Origin of the sequence: Pedobacter sp. SL55 (assembly GCF_026625705.1) — a bacterium.
Taxonomy (GTDB): domain Bacteria; phylum Bacteroidota; class Bacteroidia; order Sphingobacteriales; family Sphingobacteriaceae; genus Pedobacter.
Genome location: NZ_CP113059.1, coordinates 4,019,687 through 4,039,733, shown reverse-complemented (window position 1 = coordinate 4,039,733; position 20,047 = coordinate 4,019,687). Strand labels below are relative to the sequence as shown.

16 protein-coding genes and 1 pseudogene are annotated in these 20,047 nt (G+C 37.0%); 8 read left to right on the top strand and 9 right to left on the bottom strand.

All coding sequences use genetic code 11. From position 1 onward, the window contains the following. Positions 1-93: 93 nt before the first annotated feature. A complete protein-coding gene (locus OVA16_RS18010) occupies positions 94-498 on the top strand; it encodes an RNA-binding S4 domain-containing protein (protein ID WP_267765430.1) in 405 nt (134 codons plus the stop codon). Positions 499-573: 75 nt separating this feature from the next. On the opposite strand, the gene OVA16_RS18005 is transcribed toward OVA16_RS18010, so the two are convergent. Beyond that, positions 574-936 (bottom strand): iron chaperone, encoded by a 363-nt coding sequence (locus OVA16_RS18005; protein WP_267762268.1) that lies wholly within the window; start codon positions 934-936, stop codon positions 574-576. 168 nt (positions 937-1,104) lie between these two features. Here OVA16_RS18005 and OVA16_RS18000 point away from each other — a divergent pair. Beyond that, positions 1,105-2,183 (top strand): IS3 family transposase gene (locus OVA16_RS18000; protein WP_267759787.1). Its coding sequence is split into 2 segments (ribosomal slippage): positions 1,105-1,366 and positions 1,366-2,183, totalling 1,080 coding nucleotides; the frame shifts between segments, so codons are not numbered across the junction. A 43-nt stretch (positions 2,184-2,226) separates the two neighbouring features. On the opposite strand, the gene mazG is transcribed toward OVA16_RS18000, so the two are convergent. From mazG to mnmD, 4 genes are read right to left on the bottom strand one after another with little or no spacing between them, the layout of a single operon-like run. Then, complete coding sequence (gene mazG, locus OVA16_RS17995; protein ID WP_267762266.1) at positions 2,227-3,036, bottom strand: nucleoside triphosphate pyrophosphohydrolase; 810 nt, start codon at positions 3,034-3,036, stop codon at positions 2,227-2,229. A 2-nt stretch (positions 3,037-3,038) separates the two neighbouring features. Beyond that, positions 3,039-3,350 carry a hypothetical protein gene (locus OVA16_RS17990; RefSeq protein ID WP_267762265.1) on the bottom strand — a complete coding sequence of 104 codons (312 nt, stop codon included), beginning with the start codon at positions 3,348-3,350 and terminating at the stop codon, positions 3,039-3,041. Next, on the bottom strand, positions 3,334-4,455 hold the full coding sequence (locus OVA16_RS17985) for an AI-2E family transporter (RefSeq protein WP_267762264.1): 1,122 nt from the start codon (positions 4,453-4,455) through the stop codon (positions 3,334-3,336). Before OVA16_RS17985 ends, OVA16_RS17990 begins: the two co-directional genes overlap by 17 nt. 54 nt (positions 4,456-4,509) lie before the next feature. Further along, positions 4,510-5,181, bottom strand: coding sequence for a tRNA (5-methylaminomethyl-2-thiouridine)(34)-methyltransferase MnmD (gene mnmD, locus OVA16_RS17980; protein WP_267762262.1), 672 nt, complete (start codon positions 5,179-5,181; stop codon positions 4,510-4,512). Positions 5,182-5,532: 351 nt separating this feature from the next. Between mnmD and OVA16_RS17975 the strand changes: the two genes are divergently transcribed. Then, a complete protein-coding gene (locus OVA16_RS17975; protein ID WP_267762260.1) occupies positions 5,533-5,871 on the top strand; it encodes an MmcQ/YjbR family DNA-binding protein in 339 nt (112 codons plus the stop codon). Positions 5,872-5,978: 107 nt separating this feature from the next. Here the strand turns inward: OVA16_RS17975 and OVA16_RS17970 are convergent, their stop codons facing one another. Continuing rightward, positions 5,979-8,015, bottom strand: coding sequence for a M13 family metallopeptidase (locus tag OVA16_RS17970; protein ID WP_267762259.1), 2,037 nt, complete (start codon positions 8,013-8,015; stop codon positions 5,979-5,981). A gap of 279 nt (positions 8,016-8,294) precedes the next feature. On the opposite strand from OVA16_RS17970, the gene OVA16_RS17965 reads away from it, so the two are divergent. The 3 genes and pseudogenes from OVA16_RS17965 to OVA16_RS17955 all read left to right on the top strand — a co-directional run bounded on the left by OVA16_RS17965 (position 8,295) and on the right by OVA16_RS17955 (position 12,640). Beyond that, the gene (locus OVA16_RS17965) at positions 8,295-8,918 is read left to right on the top strand and encodes a Uma2 family endonuclease (protein ID WP_267762255.1); all 624 of its coding nucleotides are present in this window, start codon (positions 8,295-8,297) and stop codon (positions 8,916-8,918) included. Positions 8,919-9,569: 651 nt separating this feature from the next. Next, a pseudogene (locus tag OVA16_RS17960) lies at positions 9,570-12,105 on the top strand (ATP-dependent Clp protease ATP-binding subunit). A gap of 148 nt (positions 12,106-12,253) precedes the next feature. Beyond that, positions 12,254-12,640: a septal ring lytic transglycosylase RlpA family protein gene (locus OVA16_RS17955; RefSeq protein WP_267762254.1), complete on the top strand. Its 387-nt coding sequence runs from the start codon at positions 12,254-12,256 to the stop codon at positions 12,638-12,640. A gap of 464 nt (positions 12,641-13,104) precedes the next feature. Here the strand turns inward: OVA16_RS17955 and OVA16_RS17950 are convergent, their stop codons facing one another. From OVA16_RS17950 to recN, 3 genes are all read right to left on the bottom strand, one after another. Next, positions 13,105-14,175, bottom strand: coding sequence for a PA0069 family radical SAM protein (locus OVA16_RS17950; RefSeq protein WP_267762253.1), 1,071 nt, complete (start codon positions 14,173-14,175; stop codon positions 13,105-13,107). 53 nt (positions 14,176-14,228) lie between these two features. Then, the gene (locus tag OVA16_RS17945; RefSeq protein ID WP_267762252.1) at positions 14,229-15,458 is read right to left on the bottom strand and encodes a carboxypeptidase-like regulatory domain-containing protein; all 1,230 of its coding nucleotides are present in this window, start codon (positions 15,456-15,458) and stop codon (positions 14,229-14,231) included. Between the two features lie 68 nt (positions 15,459-15,526). Next, positions 15,527-17,179 (bottom strand): DNA repair protein RecN, encoded by a 1,653-nt coding sequence (gene recN, locus OVA16_RS17940; RefSeq protein ID WP_267762251.1) that lies wholly within the window; start codon positions 17,177-17,179, stop codon positions 15,527-15,529. 176 nt (positions 17,180-17,355) lie between these two features. Between recN and OVA16_RS17935 the strand changes: the two genes are divergently transcribed. Further along, a complete protein-coding gene (locus tag OVA16_RS17935; protein WP_267762250.1) occupies positions 17,356-17,811 on the top strand; it encodes a carboxypeptidase-like regulatory domain-containing protein in 456 nt (151 codons plus the stop codon). Beyond that, positions 17,790-19,778, top strand: a complete 1,989-nt coding sequence (locus OVA16_RS17930) for an outer membrane beta-barrel protein (protein ID WP_267762249.1) — start codon at positions 17,790-17,792, stop codon at positions 19,776-19,778. The genes OVA16_RS17935 and OVA16_RS17930 overlap by 22 nt, the downstream gene beginning before the upstream one ends. The last annotated feature ends 269 nt before the right edge of the window (positions 19,779-20,047 follow it).

The window sequence follows — 20,047 nt, the reverse complement described above, 5'->3', positions numbered from 1 at the left end:
ATAAGCGTTTATAAGTTAAAAGTTAAAGGTTAAAAGTCAAAAGTTGAAAGTCGAAAGGTAAAACCGAGCAAAATGTTCATTAGTTTTGCAATTATGGCAGAAGCAGAAAAACTACGTATCGATAAATATCTTTGGGCAATTCGGGTGTTTAAAACTAGAAGTATGGCAACTGATGCCTGCAAAGCTGGACGTGTGAAGTTAAAAGGGCAGAACATTAAACCCTCTGCTATAGTTAAAATTGGCGATGTTTATCAAATTAGTAAAGGCGCAGAGCGAAAAGTGATAGAAGTGGTAGATTTTTCTTACAACAGAACTGATGCTAAAATTGCCGTTACCAAATACAAAGATTTAACTCCTGTGGAAGAAACTCGTGCTTTTAAATCGGTTTTTCATGCGCCAACTTTACAAAGAGATAGGGGAGCGGGCAGGCCAACCAAGAAAGACAGACGTGAAACGGACGATTTAATAGGTAGCTTTTGGGCTTATGAAGATGAATAGGATTTAGGTGCTAGTGGTCAGGTATCAGTTAACCGATTAACCTCCCGATAGCTATCGGGATCAACAATTAACCGATTATTTCTTCTTCTTTTTCGCCAAGTTTTCCGCTACACAAAAATCTACAATCTTTTTAATTAAATCCATTGGCAATGGTTTATCTATAGGCAACTGAACTGTGCCTTTAGAAGTGTGGTAACCTTTCAAATCTTCTGCGAAAACCTCAATAGCTTTGCTTCCTGGATATAGACCGATATGGTTTTTATAACCTGCGAAATGGATTAAGTTACCATTTAGCTCAAAGGTAGGTATAGCATAGCTGATTTTCTGCTTCGCTTCTGGAACCATCTTTTGTAGGTCTTCTCTCAGTTGCTGTAAAATTTTTTGAGTTTCTTGAGAGAAAGATGCGATGTATTGATCTATTGTGGTATATTTTTCCATAGTGTTTTGGTTAAGGTTGAGACGCAAGATTTTGCGTCTTTACTTGTTTTGGCTGAGACGCAAAAGTTGAGAGGTAGAGTTGAGACGCAAAATATTGCGTCTTTGTATGCTTCCCCGAAATTGGTCCGATTAAAAATAGAAAAAAGACACTATTTTTAATTAACAATTATGAAAACAACACAATTTACAGAGGCACAGATTGTTTCAATATTGAGACAGCATGAAAAAGGCGTTAAGGTAACAGATATTGCCAGAGCAAACGGCATATCAGAGAAGACCTTCTATCGATGGCGAAGCAAATATGGCGGGATGGAAATTAACGATCTCAAACGCCTAAAGGAACTTGAGGCAGAAAACTCCAAGCTGAAACGGATGTATACCGATCTGGCACTTTTGAACGATGCGCTAAAGGATCTGATTGAAAAAAAGCTTTAGCGCCTTGCGATAAAAAAGAAGCTGTTACTTTTCTGCTTGTCGAACATCAGATCAGTAAGCGCAAGGCTTGTGATAGCATTAAAATCTCAAGAAGCAGCTTCAGTTACTTGGCCCGCATAAAGCAGGATGACAAGTACATTGAACTATTAAATGGTTTGACAGAAAAGCACGTAAGCATAGGTTTTTGGCAATGCTACCATCGGATAAGAAAGTCAGGGGAAATGATCAACCATAAAAAACTCTACAGGATTTACACCGCACTAAAACTGAACATAAGAAGAAGGGCTAAAAAAAGATTGCCAGCAAGGGTAAAACAGGCTTTGTTCCAGCCCGGCAAAATCAACGAGGTCTGGAGCATAGATTTTATGAGTGACAGCTTATGGGATGGCAGAAAAATAAGGTTATTGAACGTGATTGATGATTTTAACAGGGAAGTTTTAACGATAGAAACAGACACATCGCTGCCAACATTACGGGTAATAAGGAGTTTGGAAGAAATCGCCCAGCAAAGGGGTTATCCCAAAATGATAAGGGTTGACAACGGGCCAGAATTTATTAGTGCAAAACTGGATATTTGGAGCAAGGAAAATAAGATCCAACTTGTGTTCATTCAGCCTGGTGAGCCCACGCAAAATGCTTATATCGAAAGGTTAAACGGAACTTTCAGAAGGGATATATTAAATGCCTACGTATTTAAATCAATTCAGGAAGTAAGAACAATAAGTGAAGAATGGATGAATGACTATAACTATAGTAGGCCACATAGAGCACTCAAAAATAAAACACCAATAGAATACAAATTATGCCAATAAATTCTATTTTTGATTGGTACGAAATTTAGGGAAGCACACATCTTTACGGGAGTTTTTTCGCTTCGTTCCAGTAGATATCCATATCGGCCAAGGTCATGTCTTGTAAAGCTTTTCCACTTTCTTTGGCTTTTTCTTCTAGGTATTGAAAACGTTTGATGAACTTCTTGTTCGTTTTTTCTAAAGCATTTTCTGGGTTGATATCTACAAAACGAGCATAGTTTACCAACGAAAATAACAAATCCCCAAACTCAGCTTCGGCTTTTTCAATATCAATTTCTTTACCATTGGCAATGTTAAATTCATCCTTAAATTCTTGCAATTCTTCCTCTACCTTTTCCCAAACCTGTTGTTTTTCTTCCCAATCAAAGCCAACGCCTCTAGCTTTTTCTTGTATTCTACTAGCCTTAACCAATGCCGGCAAAGAAGTTGGTACGCCGGCTAAAACGGATTTGTTCCCTTCCTTCAGCTTCAGTTTTTCCCAATTTTGTTTTACTTGTTCTTCGTTTTCTACTTCCACGTCTCCATAAATATGCGGATGCCTGCTAATCAGTTTATCGCAAACGCCATTTAAAACATCTGTAATGTTGAACTGATTTTGCTCGTCCCCAATTCTGGCGTAAAAAACTAGGTGCATCATTACATCGCCTAACTCTTTTTTGATTTCCTGCATATCTCCATCTAAAATGGCATCAGAGAGTTCGTAGGTTTCTTCAATGGTTAAGTGGCGTAGCGTTTCCATGGTTTGTTTCTTATCCCATGGGCATTGTGTACGTAAAGTATCCAGTACATTTAACAAGCGTAAAAAAGCACCATCTGGTGTTGCAGAACTTACAGGAGGGATATTATCAGGCATAATTATATAACGTTAAAAGCAATTAAAATGGTAGTTAGAAATAAGATGATTAATCCGCAAAGAAATAAAACATCTGCCAATTTTTCTAGTCTAGTTGAGCGTTGCTGAGATTTGTTTCTGATAGAGAGAAATGATAGCAAGCAGCTGCTCATGAAACTTACAATCGCAAGCGTTGCCCCTTCATCAATATAAGAGGCTTCGTTCATTTTAGTGATTTTACTAGAGGTAAGTACCACAAAGCAAAAACCTAACAAATTTGCAGAAGTATTTAATATGTGGGGCGATTTTGAAGTTCGGTTAGTTGGTTCGCTCATCAGTTTTTATAACTTTTTTGGTTTTAAATAGCGATCTTCTTTTCTTTATTCGAGGAACTTTTTGTTCTTCGCCAAGTAAAATTGCCCAAGCATGTAAGCCATCAACTTTTTGGAAAATAATTTTAAGCATTGCTAGGTAAGGCATACATAAAAACATTCCAGAAATTCCCCAGAGCATTTCGCCAACTACAATGCCTATAAAAGCAATTAAGGCATTGATTTTAACTTTCGAACCTACAATTAAAGGCATCAAGATATTGCCATCAATAGTGTGTATGCCAACATAAGCAAATAGCACAAAAAGTGCTTTGGTAGCTCCAGCGGTGGCAAATGTAATGAGTACACTGATAATTAAAGAAATCGAAATTCCTAAATAAGGAATGATATTGAAAATACCAGCCACCAGGCCAAGTAATATGGCGTATTTAACTCCTAAAATAGACAATGTAAGCACCATTAGCATACTTACAATTACCATTTGTATAAATAAACCAGTAATGTATTTTTTAATGATATATTGTATCTCGTTAACGGTTTCGGTAACTTTTGTTCTATGCTCTTCTATAAATACAGTGCTCAGAAATTTATAGAGCAACCTTCGGTAGTTGAGGAAGAAAAAAGTAAACAACAGGGTAAATGCAACGAACAATAAACTAGAAGAAAGTGTAATTAATGTGGTTCCCACAACGGTTGCGCTGGTTGCCAATGCCTTTTCGGCACTATCTGCCAAATAAGTTTCTTGTTTGCTAATGTTAACGTGAAAAGTTTTGGATATCCAGTGCTGTAATTCGTGAAAAGAGTTGGTAACTTGTTTTTCTAGTAGCGGCCAATCGTTCCAAAGTTCGCTTAGTTGCAAAGCGAAAAAATGACCAACACCATAAATTACCGTAAGCATAATTACTACAGTGAGTATGGTTGCCAAGCTTCTGGTTAGCTTCAGTTTTACTTCTAAGAAATTAGCCAAAGGCAACATTAAAAATGCCAAAAGCAACGAAAATAATAAGGGAGAGAGTATACTTTTACCAATAATAGCAAGGTAACCCAGCATTAAAATGGATAATAGTGTTAAAGTGAGCCTCACTATAAAAGGTAATTGTATTTGCATATCTGTTTTTAATAGGAATAAGTTACTAATAAAATTATAACAATTTAGATTATTTTAAATCATTTTAACAGCCCTTAACATTTCTCTTTTTCCTGGTGCGCCGGGTAGTTTTTCAATCTCGAAGCCACAAGCTTTTACCGCTCTTTTTAGATTACCCGTAATGGCATAGGTTACAAAAATGCCACCTGTTTTTATGAAACTACAGGCGTGGGCAATTATTTCGTTGGTCCAAAGTTCGGGTTGGTGCCTTACCGAAAATGCATCAAAATATAAAACGTCAAATTGTTTTTCGGTACTAAAATTTTGCAGCGTAGTATGACTGATTTGTAGTTTGCAGCTTTCCGAAAGCTCGACTTCACTTTCAAGAGCCTTTTCATAATTATTGATAAAGCTATCCCAGTTTTTTTCTGGCACGTATTGATTGTAGCCAGTAGAAATAAGTGTTTCTACGGATAACGGAAAAGCTTCAATAGAATGATAGTTCAGTTTTTTATCTACTTCCGTGCAATGTTTATAACTCAACAGAAAATTCAATCCTGTACCAAAACCTACTTCTAAAACATCAATTTCGGATGTTTTCAATTTTTCCAAGCCATGTTTTAACCCAGCTTCTATAAAAACGTGTTTACTTTCTTGTAAAGCACCATGTGCCGAATGGTAATGTTCTCCAATTTCTTCGTTGAATAAGGTATTAGAGCCGTCGGCAGTGGGAGTGAGGATGTTCATGCAGCAAAATTAGATTAAATTGCTGTATAGTTAAATTGTTTTATTGTTGGTTGAGGTCAAATTAATGATTTAAATTGACTGTGATTAGGCTTGGAAATTGGCGGTTTTATTTTCGAGGCAATTGTAGTCCCGATTTTTTATTGCGAATTGCCGTTGCAATTGGTTTAGTGGACTTAATGCTGTGCAGAACACTTGCATTTTAAACCCGATTGAAGTGAAAATATCCCGATTTTCATCGGGAATTGCGACGTAAAGCGGGAGTAACAATGATAGAAACACTGAATTTGCTTTTCAAATAATTGATAACTTGAAGTCTTTGTTCTTTTATGCTTGTTCCTTTATCTTTACCGTATGGATATCGAAAGTTTCAGAGAATATTGTTTAAGCCTACCTGGCACTACCGAAGGCATGAAATGGGATCATCTTTGTTTTATGATTGAAGAGAAAATCTTCGTGATTTTAGCCATTGATGACGGAAACAGATTTTCTACCAAATGCACGCCAGAAGAATTTGATGAGTTGATTGCTAGAGATGGTATCAAACAAGCTTACCATTTGGCCAAAAGGCAATGGGTGCAGATAGAAAATCTAGATGTTTTAAATGATAAAGAGCTTAAACAGCGAGTAGAACGTTCTAGAGAGTTGGTCTTGGTAAAGTTGCCAAAAAAGATACAGGCGAAGTATGCTTAATGTGATAATTAGCTGATGTGATAATTAGCTGATGCCATTAAAATGAAAAGACAATTAGCCAATTCAAGAATTATCGAATTAGCTAATTGTCAAATCATCACATTAACTTACCAAAGTTTAATTCTATCCTCTGGTTTTTTGTAAAGTTTGTCGCCAGGTTTTACATCAAAAGCATTGTACCATGCATCCATGTTTACAGGTGCTCCAATAGTTCTGTACGGACCTGGAGAGTGGGTGTCGGTTTTAATTAACTGTGCTGCGGTTTCTGGTAAAACGTTACCTCTCCACACTTGTGCCCACGCTAAGAAAAAACGTTGATCTGGCGTGAACCCATCAATTTTCTCGTTGCTTTGACCTTGTTTAGTCATTTTAAAAGCCGTGTAAGCCGCATTTAAACCACCTAAGTCGCCAATGTTTTCGCCCATAGTGAATTTACCGTTCACATGCAAAGTATCTAACACAGTGTACTTGTCAAATTGTTCGCCTAACAGTTTTGTTCTAGCGTTAAATTTCGCTCTGTCTTCATCTGTCCACCAGTTTTTTAAGTTACCGTCTTTGTCGTACTGGCTACCAGTATCGTCAAAACCGTGGCTCATTTCGTGGCCAATTACTGCACCAATACCACCATAGTTAATGGCATCATCAGCATCTGGGTGGAAGAATGGGAACTGCAAAATACCAGCAGGGAAAACGATTTCGTTTAACGTAGGGCTGTAATAAGCATTTACCGTTGGAGGTGTCATGCCAAAACGTTCTCTATCTATAGGTTTGCCTAATTGGTTGATGTTTTCGTTATAAGCCCATTTACTAGCATTACGCAAGTTTTGGAAGTAAGTAGCTCTGTTGATTACCAAACCATCATAATTTCTCCATTTAGTGGTATAACCTACCTTTGGTCTAAAAGCATGTAATTTTGCTAAAGCTTTTTGTTTAGTTTCAGCACTCATCCACTCTAAACCGTTGATACGGATTTCGAACGCTTTACGCAAGTTGGCAATTAATTCGTCCATACGAGCTTTAGCTGCCGGTTTGAAATATTTAGCGACATATAATTGACCTAATAAATCACCTAAAACGCCATCAGTTAAAGAGGACATGCGTTGCCAACGTGGGGTTTGAACTTTTTGCCCGGTTTGCGCTTGTGTAAATGCAAAATTAGCTTTCACAAATGGCGAACTTAAACTACCAGCAGAACCTTTCAAGATGTTCCACTCTAAATAAGTTTTCCAATCTGCAACAGAGGTTGAAGTTAATAAGCCGTTCAAGCTTTTAAAGAAAGCTGTAGAGTTTACTAAAACCGTATCTTGCCCGTTAACTTTTAATTGAGTTAAAGTGTTTTTCCAGTTAATGTTAGGCGTAATTTTGTTAAAATCTGCAACTGTTAATTTGTTGTAGGTTTTGTACGGGTCACGCATTTCTAAACGGCTCATCTGTGCCTCGGCTAAAGCTTTTTCTATAGTGAAAACCGTTTTTGCTTTTTGTTGAGCAACAGTTTCGGTATAACCAATTAATTTGAAAAGTGTGGTCATGTAGGTATCGTACGCTTCTCTAATTTTCACGCTGCGGCTGTCGTCTTTCAAATAATAATCTCTATCGCCAAGGGTGGTACCACCTTGAGAGATGTTTACCATGTACTTATTTACATTTTTTCTATCCTGGCCAACACCAAAGCCGTATAAAGGGCCACCTAAGCCGTTTACACGCATGTAAGTAATGTGATCTAATACGGCTTGCAAGCTGTTTAGCTGTTTGATTTTTTCTAAATCTGCTTTAATTGGTGTATAGCCCAGTTTTTCAATGGTTACACTATCCATGGCAGCGGCATAAAAATCGCCAACACGCTTAGTTACCGAACCTGCGGGAGCAGTTTTGTTGGCAGCAGCAGCTTCTACCAAGCCACGTACAGCATTTACGTTAAAATCACGAAGCTCATTAAAAGATCCCCAACGTGTCTCTTTAGCTGGCACAGGATTGTTTTTTACCCAAACACCACTTGCATAAGCATAGAAATCATCTCCTGGCTTAACGGAAAGATCCATATTTGCAGGGTCGATAAACTTTTTAGGAGCTTGTTGGGCGCTCGCAACACTTACCGAAACTACGCCAAGTGCAGCAAAAAAGGTTTTAAACTGATTGATATTCATCTTTTATAATAAATTAGAAAGATGAAGTTATAGAAAAAGTAAGCTTTATTACTATTTCTAATAGAAATTTTACTTATTAAACCAATCGTAAAGTTTAATTAATCCTATTTTACGGAGAACTTCATTAGTGAAAGAAGACAATCTGAAAGCTTTCATGCTGATTTTGTTTTATAATGTATTTAACATTCTTTAACACTTTTTATTGTGCAATGTTGTAAATAATCTAATTTTTGAAGGAGTTAGTATATTTTAAATGTTTGTGTTTTTTTATATTTGGATATGCCTACAACAAAAACATATCCTTTGCCTGATGAAAAAGTTTATTCGTTTGACGAATTAGATGAGTCGCTAACGTACAGTTATGCCAATTATTTGAACTGGCTTTTCGATGAAAGGCTAGAGCTAATTAAAGGGAAAATCTATAAGATGAGCCCTGGGCCAGCAAGATTGCACCAACAAGTGTTAACCAATCTATTTAAGCCAATTGCTAATTTTCTGGATGGAATGCCTTGTAAGGTTTATGTTGCTCCGTTTGATGTCCGTTTTCCGAAAGGTAGCAAAGCTGATAAAGATATTTACACTGTTTTGCAGCCCGACCTTTGCGTAATTTGCGATAAAAGTAAGTTAGATGATAAAGGTTGTTTAGGGGCTCCAGATTTGGTGGTAGAAATTCTATCGCCCGGAAATAATAAGAAAGAACTCCTAAATAAGTATAATGTTTACGAGGAGTTTGGCGTAAAAGAATATTGGGTGGTTAGTCCAACTGAGCAGACCTTGATGATTTACACCTTAGATGATACGGGAAAATTCCAGCCTTCTAAATTATTTACGTTGAGCGAAGAAGTTGGCTCTACTGTATTGCCAGGTTTTGTATTAAAGATTGATGACGTATTTGCTGATTAGATGTTAATGAGATTTGTCTTTGCGCAACTTTGCGATTTTCTTCGTTTACTTTGCGGTTAATTAAACGCAAAGAACGCAAAGTGCCTTAAACTTTGTCAATCTTAATGCGTAATAGTATAGGAAGATTGACAAAGTTAGTTGCAAAGGCTTTTGTTAATCAAACCCGATTGTAGTGGTAATACTTTTTGCGGGTGTCATCCTGAGCTTGTCGAAGGATTGTGACGTAATAGATGCTTCGATAAACTTAGCATGACCATTATTTAAGGGCAGTGCCAGCAAAAAGATGATAACGAAAAGCGGGACTAATGGAACCGAAGAACCACTGGTTTAGCTTTTCAAAAAAAATAACTGCCAAAACTTCTACTTTGCAGCTAGACTTTACATTTTTTGTCAGTAAATGAAACGATGTAAAAGCTTACAAAAAACCGACAATAGGCGTTTTGCGTATATTTAATTGTAAAAATTTTATTCAAATAGGGTAACAAAAGCATCATTAAAAACATATTTACAATAAAAGGTTGTTATAAATATGTTGCGTTATGTAGCTTATTCCACCAATATGGCGTAATTGTTGATAAAATATAAAAATCGAGACGCCGTATTTATAAAACAAATTTATAGTTTAGTGTCGTCCCCGATAACATACAGATTATGGAAGCTAAATTTTACCACAAGTTAAAGATGTGATTTCTTTCAGCAGGGAAGAAGCCCTGAGGTTAGGACACGATTATATAGGAGCTGAGCACTTGTTGTTGGGCCTTATTCGCGAAGGAGATGGTATGGCAATTAAGATTTTAAAATCATTAAGTGTTGATACATTGAAACTTCGCCGCTCTATTGAGGAGGCTGTAAGAGGCACTTCGAGCGTTACGGTTAATTTGGGCAACATCCCTTTAACCAAACAAGCCGAAAAAGTTTTAAAGATTACTTATTTAGAGGCAAAAATATTTAAAAGCGATTTAATTGGCACAGAGCATTTATTATTGTCTATTTTAAGAGACGATGATAACATTGCATCACAAATTTTATTGCAATATGGTATTAACTACGAGATTTTTAAACAAGAAGTAGAAGTTAATAAGAACGGATTTAGAGACGAAGCACAAGGTGGCGGCACTGCAGGTGGCGATGACGATTATCAAGAAGAAGAAAGCTTCACTGCTCCTAAAAAAGTTTCGGATATTAAATCGAAAACTCCTGTTCTAGATAATTTCGGTAGAGATTTAACACGCGCTGCAGAGGAGGGAAGGTTAGACCCAATTGTTGGTCGTGAGAAAGAGATTGAGCGTGTGTCGCAAATTTTATCGCGTAGAAAGAAAAACAACCCAATTTTAATTGGCGAGCCTGGTGTGGGTAAAAGTGCCATTGCCGAAGGGTTAGCTTTACGAATTGTACAACGCAAGGTATCAAGGGTGTTGTTTGGCAAGCGTGTAGTTACGTTAGATTTAGCTTCGCTGGTGGCTGGTACCAAATACCGTGGCCAGTTCGAAGAACGTATGAAAGCGGTAATGAACGAGTTGGAGAAATCTACCGACGTGATTTTATTTATCGATGAAATTCATACCATTGTAGGTGCGGGTGGTGCTTCGGGCTCGTTAGATGCTTCGAATATGTTTAAGCCAGCGTTGGCTAGAGGCGAAATACAATGTATTGGTGCTACTACTTTAGACGAATATCGTCAGTACATTGAGAAAGATGGTGCTTTGGATCGTCGTTTCCAAAAAGTGATGATTGAGCCGGCAACTCCAGATGAAACTATCGAAATCTTAAATCGTATCAAAGAAAAATATGAAGACCACCACGGTGTAACCTACACCGAAGCTGCAATTAATGCTTGTGTGGCTTTAACATCGAGATACATTACCGATAGGTTTTTACCTGATAAGGCGATTGATGCTTTGGACGAAGCTGGTTCTAGAGTTCACTTAACCAACATTCACGTTCCTGATAACATTATCGCTATCGAAAGTAAAATCGAAGATATCAAGTTAGAGAAAAACCGTGTAGTGAAAAGCCAAAAGTATGAAGAGGCCGCTAAACTACGTGATACGGAGAAAAACTTGCTTGAAGAATTAGATAAAGCTAAAGCTGAGTGGGAAGCAGATACTAAAACTAAGCGTTACGAAGTTTCTGAAGACAGTGTAGCAGAAGTAGTATCTATGATGACTGGTATACCGTTGCAACGTGTTGGACAAACAGATAGTACCAAGCTGTTAAATATGTACGATACCGTGGCCGATAAAATTATTGGTCAGGATGATGCCATTAAGAAATTAACCAAAGCAATACAACGTACCAGAGCTGGATTAAAAGATCCTAAAAAGCCAATTGGTTCATTTATTTTCTTAGGTCCAACGGGTGTTGGTAAAACCGAGTTAGCTAAAGAATTGGCTCGTTTCATGTTCGATGCTGAAGACTCGTTGATCCAAATTGACATGAGCGAATACATGGAGAAGTTTGCTGTTTCTCGTTTAGTAGGAGCGCCTCCGGGATATGTTGGTTACGAAGAAGGTGGTCAGTTAACGGAGAAAGTTCGTCGCAAACCTTACTCGGTAGTATTGTTAGACGAGATTGAAAAAGCACATCCTGATGTATTTAATATCTTGTTACAAGTATTGGATGAAGGACAATTGACTGACAGTTTGGGTAGAAAAGTTGATTTTAGAAATACGATTATCATCATGACGTCTAACATTGGCGCCCGCCAATTGAAAGATTTTGGTGCTGGTGTTGGTTTCTCTACTACTGCAAAAACTAGTCAAACAGAAGCACACAGCAGAGGTGTAATTGAGAGTGCTTTGAAACGTGCTTTTGCACCAGAGTTCTTAAATAGAATTGATGATGTTGTGGTATTTAACTCTCTTGGTAAAGAAGAAATCTTCAAAATTATCGATATCGAATTAAGAGGTTTGTTTGGAAGAGTAAGCTTTCTCTAGGTTACGAAATTAAGTTGACTGACGAAGCGAAGAACTTCATTGCAGAGAAAGGTTACGATAGTGCTTTTGGTGCCCGTCCGTTAAAACGTGCTATTCAGAAATACTTGGAAGATCCTATTGCCGAGGAAATTTTAAAAGGAGAAATTGCCGAGGGCGATACGCTTGAAATAAATTACGATAAGGAAAAAGAGGAAATCGTAATTGCTCCGAAAGGAAGTAGCAAGAAGAAAAAGAAAGAAGAAGGAGCATAATCCTGATATAGTCCCGAATTAATTTCGGGACTTTTTATTTTACAAGGCTGCATCATTCGAAGAAGGCACGCCTGAGAAATCTAACATTAGACATGTTCAGTTTTGTAAAATCAATCGTAGATTTCTTCTCGGTTAAAACTTTTTAAAAATGGATATTCAAAAAACTTACAATTTATATTTAATGAGAAACACTTTATTACTTGTTGCCATAGCCTTGTTGTTTGCTTGCAGTCCTAAAACTAGCCAAACCGGAAAAGCATCTTATTATGCCGATAAATTTAATGGCAGAAAAACGGCCAGTGGTGTTACTTTTAGAAATTCTAAGAAAATTGCAGCGCATAAAACTTTGCCCTTTGGCACTAAAGTTAAGGTAACCAATTTATCTAACGGAAAAAGCACCAAAGTGGTAATTCAAGATAGGGGGCCTTTTGTGGCGGGTAGGATTATAGATTTGTCTAAAAAATCTGCTAAAAAAATCGGATTAGTAAATCAAGGGGTAGGGAATGTGAAAATTGAATATAAGAAAAATAGATAGATTAAAATAAGGTAAGTTAGGGTCTTAATTAGTCTAACTGACCCTGAGATAAATTCGCTTCGCAGCTACTGTGTGGTCAGGGTAACGGTATGGGCAGTTCGTCATGCTGAATTTATTTCAGCATCGGCTGGTAAGAGCCTTTTTTAAATTCTTATTTTTAACTTAGGCCTTGAAACAATCAAAAACATACAAAAATCATGTTAAAATAACGTGAGTTCGGGTTAAGTATTTTTACAATTCTTTAGAAATTCGCATTGAACGTATTTTTTTTAGCTCGCCGCCGCTGGGCTCTTACTTTTTGACCGCAAAAAGTAACAAAAACTCTCGGTTGCTTATTTTTCTTTCAAAGAATGTGCCTTGGCTTATTGGTGCGGCCCGAAAAATAAGAGACCGAAAATTAGCTGAACGAAGATTTGAAGCGCTATCGCTAGCAAATAGCATAATTTTCTTATCCCGAACTCGCATTAAAATAAGTTTAATTGAGCTTGCGGCACTTTAAAAGCAGAACTATTCAATTCAATTTTTTTAACGTTCAAGCCATTTAACTTGCAGTGTAGTTTAAAAGTGCTGCTCATTAGTTGGGCAAAATTTCCTTCGCCACGCATTCTAGCTCCAAATCTGCTGTCATTAACGTTTCCATTGTGGCAATCTTGTATCTGGTGCCACACCTTGTCAAATCTATCAGGAAAGTTTTTAGCCAGCCAGTCTTCAAATATTTTGCTGATGGCACCGTTAAGCCTAACCACGGTATAACCAGCTCCTATAGCTCCCGCTTCGGCACTTGCCTTTAAAATAGCTGGAATTTCGTGGTTATTTAACCCGGGTATCATTGGTGCAGCCATAACACCCATAGGTACATCAGCTTTGCTTAACTGCTCTATTACTTTTAAGCGTTGTTTGGCTGTGGTAGTTCTTGGCTCTAGTTTTTGTCTTAACTCTTCATTTAAAGAAGTAATAGAAACATAAACACTAATTAACTTATGCTTGGCCATCTCTTTTATGATATCCAAATCTCTAATAATGAGCGAGTTTTTTGTAATCATGGAGATGGGCTGCTTGTATGTTAACGCAATTTTTAAAATTTGTCGCGTAAGTTGAAACTTCCTTTCGCAAGGCTGATAACAATCGGTGTTGCCAGAAATAGAAATGGGCAGGGCGTTCCATCCTTTTTTCTCTATAAATTTCTTGAAAAGCTCTGGAGCATCTTTTTTTACGATGATTTTACGCTCGAAATCTAGCCCAGCACTGTAGCCCCAATACTCGTGAGAGTTGCGGGCGTAGCAATAAATGCAGCCATGTTCGCAACCTTGATACGGATTAAGCGAATAAACCATATTTACATCGGGACTTTCTACTTTGTTTACAATAGATTTTGCATTGCTGAATACGAAGGATGTCTTTTCGTTCGCAATTTCCCAATCGTCAATAGCTTCTACATGTTCTTTGCTGAAACTATTTTTTAAAAACCTGTTCTCTGTGTTTAACTGTGCGCCTCTGCCATTTAGGTATTCACTTTTCTTTTCATCCAAATCCATTGGATAAAATTACTAATTTTTTTAGTAAAAAGATAAAGATTTAATGTCTTTGTTTATTTAATACTAACAGGTTTAAACTCTATGGGAACAGCATCGGCCATTTTTTCGTAAGCCCAAAAACCTTTGTTTAGATAGCTTCTGGGGTTGGCAATACTTCCATTTTTGTAAAATAAGATTGGAGGTTCTAATAAGTTAATGAGCGAAACCTGAAAATTTCCCATATCTGGCGCTCTACTCACCTGAAATCCTAAATTGCTGTACTCTTCGGTTTCCCTCTCCTTAGTGTACATTACAAAAAGCTCGTCGGTAAAGTTGATAGATTTAACATCCTGGTTATATGTTTTCACCAAAGTATCTGTAAGTACCTGAGCTTTATTTAAAACTGCCATGGCTTTAGGTTTACTACGTTCTTTTAACCAAAAGTTAAGCGAATCATCTTTAGTGAATGTAAGCATGTTTATAGCCCTAGAACCACTAGAAAGCCTCTTGATATTTGCATTAATTACGCTATCTGGCTGTCTGTTTTTGTTGCCAATAGTAGCCAATTTATGTAACACAAAACCTTCTTGTTCTACTTTCCCTTCGTAAAGGGATTGAAAAAAATGTTGCGATGAGCCATAGTAAGCCGTGTTACGCTTTTTGTTCCATCTGTTAATTTTAGATTTAGAACCCTTCATCTCTTCAAAAAATGGAAAGCCTGCGAAATAGACAATACGACTTCGGTAGTCATATTCGAAGTTTTGCAGTAGATATTTAATTCTATAACCCAAGGCCTTGTTTTCTATAATTAAAAACTCTCTGCTGTTTACCGATAATACTCTAGCTTGTTTGTCGTAATCAATGTTTAGCACCTCACTATTTAAAATCTTGCATTCTTTGGCGTTTGGAGTTCTGCCAATAAAGTATTCTTTAAATAGATTTAAATACGCCAATCTGTTAGGGTCGGGTTTAATCACAACTTCTTGCAAGGTCACTGTGTTGGCTTTTATAGTCGCATCAATATAAATGTTTTTATCTGAAATGGTAACACTTTTAGAATAGGGTAGGTAGCCAACTACCTGTATCAAAACATCATAATTTCCTGCCGGAAGTTTGCCAATACTAAATTTGCCTTCGTTATTGGTAATGGTAGATATTTTAGTGCCACTTAAATAAATAGCCGCACCTGGAATGGTTTCTTTGTCGTCTCTAACTGTACCACTAATCACGAAATTACCTTGCGCAAAAACGGCAAGCTTAAAAAGTAGTAATAGGAAAACAAGGGCTACAGATTTTAATCTCATGCCCTAAGTTAACTAATATATTAGTTTGTAGAAGAATTTTTTACGAAAATTTCGTAGATTGTTATTGGTTAGCCCAACAACTCCTTCGCATTTTGCAATGCCGATGCCCCAGGATTTTTTCCGCTTAACATTTCTGCAATGGCGCTAACACGTTCATCTTTCGCTAATTTTTTAATTCCAGTGGTGGTTTTATCATCTTTTTCGTGCTTGTAAACAAAATAGTGCGAGTTGCCTTTAGCCGCAATTTGAGGCAAGTGCGTAATAGCCATAATTTGCATATTCTTAGCCAAATCATCAATCACTTCGCCTACACGTAATGCCGTTTCGCCAGAAATGCCCGTATCAATTTCATCGAAAATTAAGGTAGGTAAGGAGGTATGTTTTGCCAGCAATGCTTTTACTGCTAACATTAACCTGCTTAGCTCGCCACCAGAAGCTACTTTGCCAACTGGCGCCGCCTGCTGGCCAGCATTTGCAGTAAACAGTAATTGTACTTCGTTAAACCCGTTGCTATTTAATTGGGTTTGTTTAGCCAAGTTAAAACTAATGGCAGCATTTGGCATACTCATTTGTTTTAGCGCAGTACCTACTTCTTTTTCTACGGTAGCCATAGCTTTTCTTCTGTTAGCGTCTAATTCTGAAGCTTGTTTAAACAAGTTTGCCTTTAGTATATCAATCTCTTTTTGCAGTTTTTCTAATTGCTCATCGCTATTTAAAATGGCATTTAAGTTTTCCGAAAGCTGCTCTTGTATAGCCAATAATTCTGCATTACTGCTTACACGGTGTTTCTGTTGCAAGTTGTAAAACAAATCCAAACGTTCTTGAATAGTTTCTAAACGCTGTGCATTATGTTCCGTATTTTCTTCAATCGCAGTAATTTCGGCTGCAATATCTTTCAATTCAATTAAAGCCGATTTTAACCTTTCGTTCAACTCTGCAATGGCAGGATCAAATTTTTCAACCGTATTTAATTGCGAACTGGCTTCTTTTAACAAATTAATGGCTGCGGTTTCACTTTCGCTAATTAAACTTACACCCGCCAATAAAGATCGTTTGATGCTTTCGGCATGGGTTAATTTTTCCAATTCTTGCTCTAGTTCTTCCTGCTCGCCATCTTTTAATGCCGCTTGTTCTAGTTCATTAAACAAAAATTGCTCGTAATCTTGCTTATTCTTCGCTTCGTCAGTTTTTTGCTGCAAATCTTTAAGCTGCTGCTCAACTTGTTTTAGTTGCTTAAACTCTTGCTTGTAATTTTTTAGCAAAAGCTGATGATTTGCCAGGGCGTCTAAAATAAGTAATTGAAAATCGGTATTGCTAATTTCTTGGGTGGCGTGTTGCGAGTGGATAGCGATCAGGTTTTCGCCAATCAATTTTAAAGTGCCCAAATTTACAGGCGTGTCGTTTATAAATGCCCTCGATTTCCCGTCAATCGCAATTTCTCTACGTAGTAATGTTTCCGCTTGAAAATCTAAATCACTGCCATCAAATAATGGTTTCAACAGTTCATCCGCCAGTAGAAAACTGCCCTCTATTACGCACTTTTTTTCTTGGTTAAAAAAGTATTTGCTTTCTGCTCGCTGGCCTAAAATTAGCGATAGTGCACCCAAAATGATTGATTTACCAGCACCGGTTTCTCCGGTAATGATGTTCAGTCCTTTGTTGAAATCGATCTCTAAAGTATCAATTAAAGCGTAGTTGCGTATAGAAAGTTTTTGTAGCATATCTACCGCTAAATTAAGAAAACCGATAGCTTTAAAAAACTAAAGGCAAAAGATAAAATATACTGCTGGTTGCTAGGTACTTCCGAATTTATTTTTAACTCGGTGCAACGTTACTACATCTTCTGCGTCTGTTAGAGTGAAATGCAAAATTAATTTGCATACCAAACAAATTTATAATGAGCAGATACTTTTTAACTCTTTCAATTTTCGTTTTGTGTGTTTTTACGTCTTTAAGTTCTAGGGCACAAGATAAATCCTTCCAAATTAAAGGTGTAATTATCGATAGTCTAACACAAAAGCCCGGAGAATATTTTACCATAGCCTTAAAGAAGGATTCAACAGTAATAAAAACTGTAGTTTCTGATGAACAGGGTAAGTTTACACTTTCGGCGATTAAAGAAGGTCAATACAATTTAATTATAGGTTCTATTGGATATCAATCTAAACAAATTCCTGTTAAAATAACCAAGGATAATGATTTAGGTAAAATTGCAATGAAACCTCAAGGCAACGACTTAAATGAAGTAGCTATTGTAGCCAGTAAGCCCATTATTAAGCAAGAACCAGATAGAATAGTTTATGATACGCAGGCTGATCCTGAGAGTAAAGTATGCTATCGGTGCTTGATATGATGCGTAAAGTGCCTTTATTGTCTGTAGATGCAGATGATAACGTAAAGTTGAAAGGTACAGGTAATTATCGTATCCTCATCAACGGCAAACCATCTGGCGTTTTAACCAGAGATCCCAAAGAGTATTTAAGAAGTATGCCCGCAAATGGTGTACAAAAAATTGAGGTAATTACCACACCGCCATCAAAATATGAGAGCGAAGGTTTATCGGGTATCATCAATATCATTACCTCTAAAAAGGTAGCAAATGGTTACAATGGTAATGTAAATGCTCGTATGCAACAACCTTTCAGTCCGGGTTTAAATGCTAATTTAACCATTAAGCAAGGCGATTTTGGTGCAAATTTATACGGTGGTACTGGTGTGTGGAGGGTAGATGGAGTAAGAGTTACCGATATTAGAAATAGTAAACCTGGGTATCCGCTATCAAGCCTTTATAATATAGGTCATCAAAAAACAGATAATTTTTGGGCTTGGGGTGGTGGCGAGTTAAGTTACGAGATTGATTCGCTAAACTTAATAACCGCAGAAATCAATCCTTATGGCGGCTATAATCAGCAAGATTTGGGTCAGCGTTATGATATCACAAATGGTGCGGATGTAATTGCTTATAACATGAACAGTAGTACACGTTACGAATGGCGTGGAACAGATTACACGGTAAATTATCAAAAAGGCTTCAAGGATAAGAAGGAACATTTAGTGACTTTTTCTTACAAGTTTTTCGATAACGAAGAACCTCAGCTGAATAACGTCAATTTCTTTAATCGCTCGAGTAATTTTACCGATCCAAACTATAGACAAAATAACATTAGCAAATCTCAAGAGCAAACCGCACAGTTGGATTATATCAATCCTTTCAATAAAATTACGGTTGAGGCGGGTGTGAAAGCAATTTTTAGGAGCGGAGAGAGCAATTTTCAATCATTTTTATTTGACGATGCCGCTAATGCTTATGTGTTAGATCCGCAGCAAAGTAATGTGTACAGTAATAACCAAAATATTTATGGTGTTTACAATACTTATACGCTTAAAATGAAAGATTGGACTTTTAAAGCTGGCGCTCGGTTAGAAGGAACCTATGTTACTGGCGTATTTGAAAGTACAAATTCGAAAGTGAAGACCGATTATTTCAATTTAATTCCGTCTGTTTCTTTTAACAGAACTTTAAAGAATAGCCAAAGTGTAAGTTTGGGTTTTACGCAGCGTATCCAACGTCCAGGTATCTGGGATTTAAACCCTTTCGTAGATAGCTCTAGACCTGGTTTTGAATATGTGGGTAACCCAGATTTAGAAGCGGTTTTAAGCAACAACTTTGAGTTAACTTATAGCAATTTTAAGAAAGGTTCGCTGAACGTAAGCTTAACTTACAACTTTGCAAATAATACGCAGCAACGTGTTTTTCAGTTTATCGAAGCAGAAAATTTAACCAGAATTACCTCACTAAATATTGGTAAGGATAAATTGTTGGGTACTAATGTTAACTTCAATTATCCCATTACTCCAAAATGGAATTTGAGCTTAAGCGGCAATTTAAATTATATCTGGTTAGAAGGAATGATTAATGGTGTGCTAACTAAAAACAGTGGCGTAACTGGTTATGCAAGTTTTAACAGTAGCTACAAATTCGAAAAAACTTGGAAAGCTACCATCTCGGGAAATTATGGTGCGCCAGATGTGATGTTGCAAGGTCAATCGAATAATTATTACTATCTAGGTTTTGGTGGCAGTAAAGATATCATTAAAGATAAATTGACTTTCTCTGCTTCGGTAGCTAATCCGTTCCAAAAGTTTAGGGCGTTTAGAAGCTATACCGAAGGGCCAAACTTTACGCAAGAGCGTATTAGAGAGAACTATTTCAGACGTATTTTCTGCAGCTTAAACTGGAAATTCGGTAAGCTAGAAGGTTCTATCAAAAAGAGCGAGCGTAGTATCAACAACGACGATACCAAAAAATCGAGTAATTAATTGTTTTGTATATACTCAAAGCCGAACTGCTAATATTAGTAGTTCGGCTTTTTAGTTTAGAGCTATTAGCGTGTGGTTGATGTTATCACGAAGCCACCTTAACTTATAGATAAACTGGTCAGTGATAACACCAACCAGCGGCAAAAAGATTGTTACGCCTTATCTATTGTTCTACCCATTTTACAACTCCGAAAGATATCTTACTACGGAAATTTTATCCGAACTATTTTTCTATGTTGTAAAAATGGAAATAAAAATCACTCCATAGT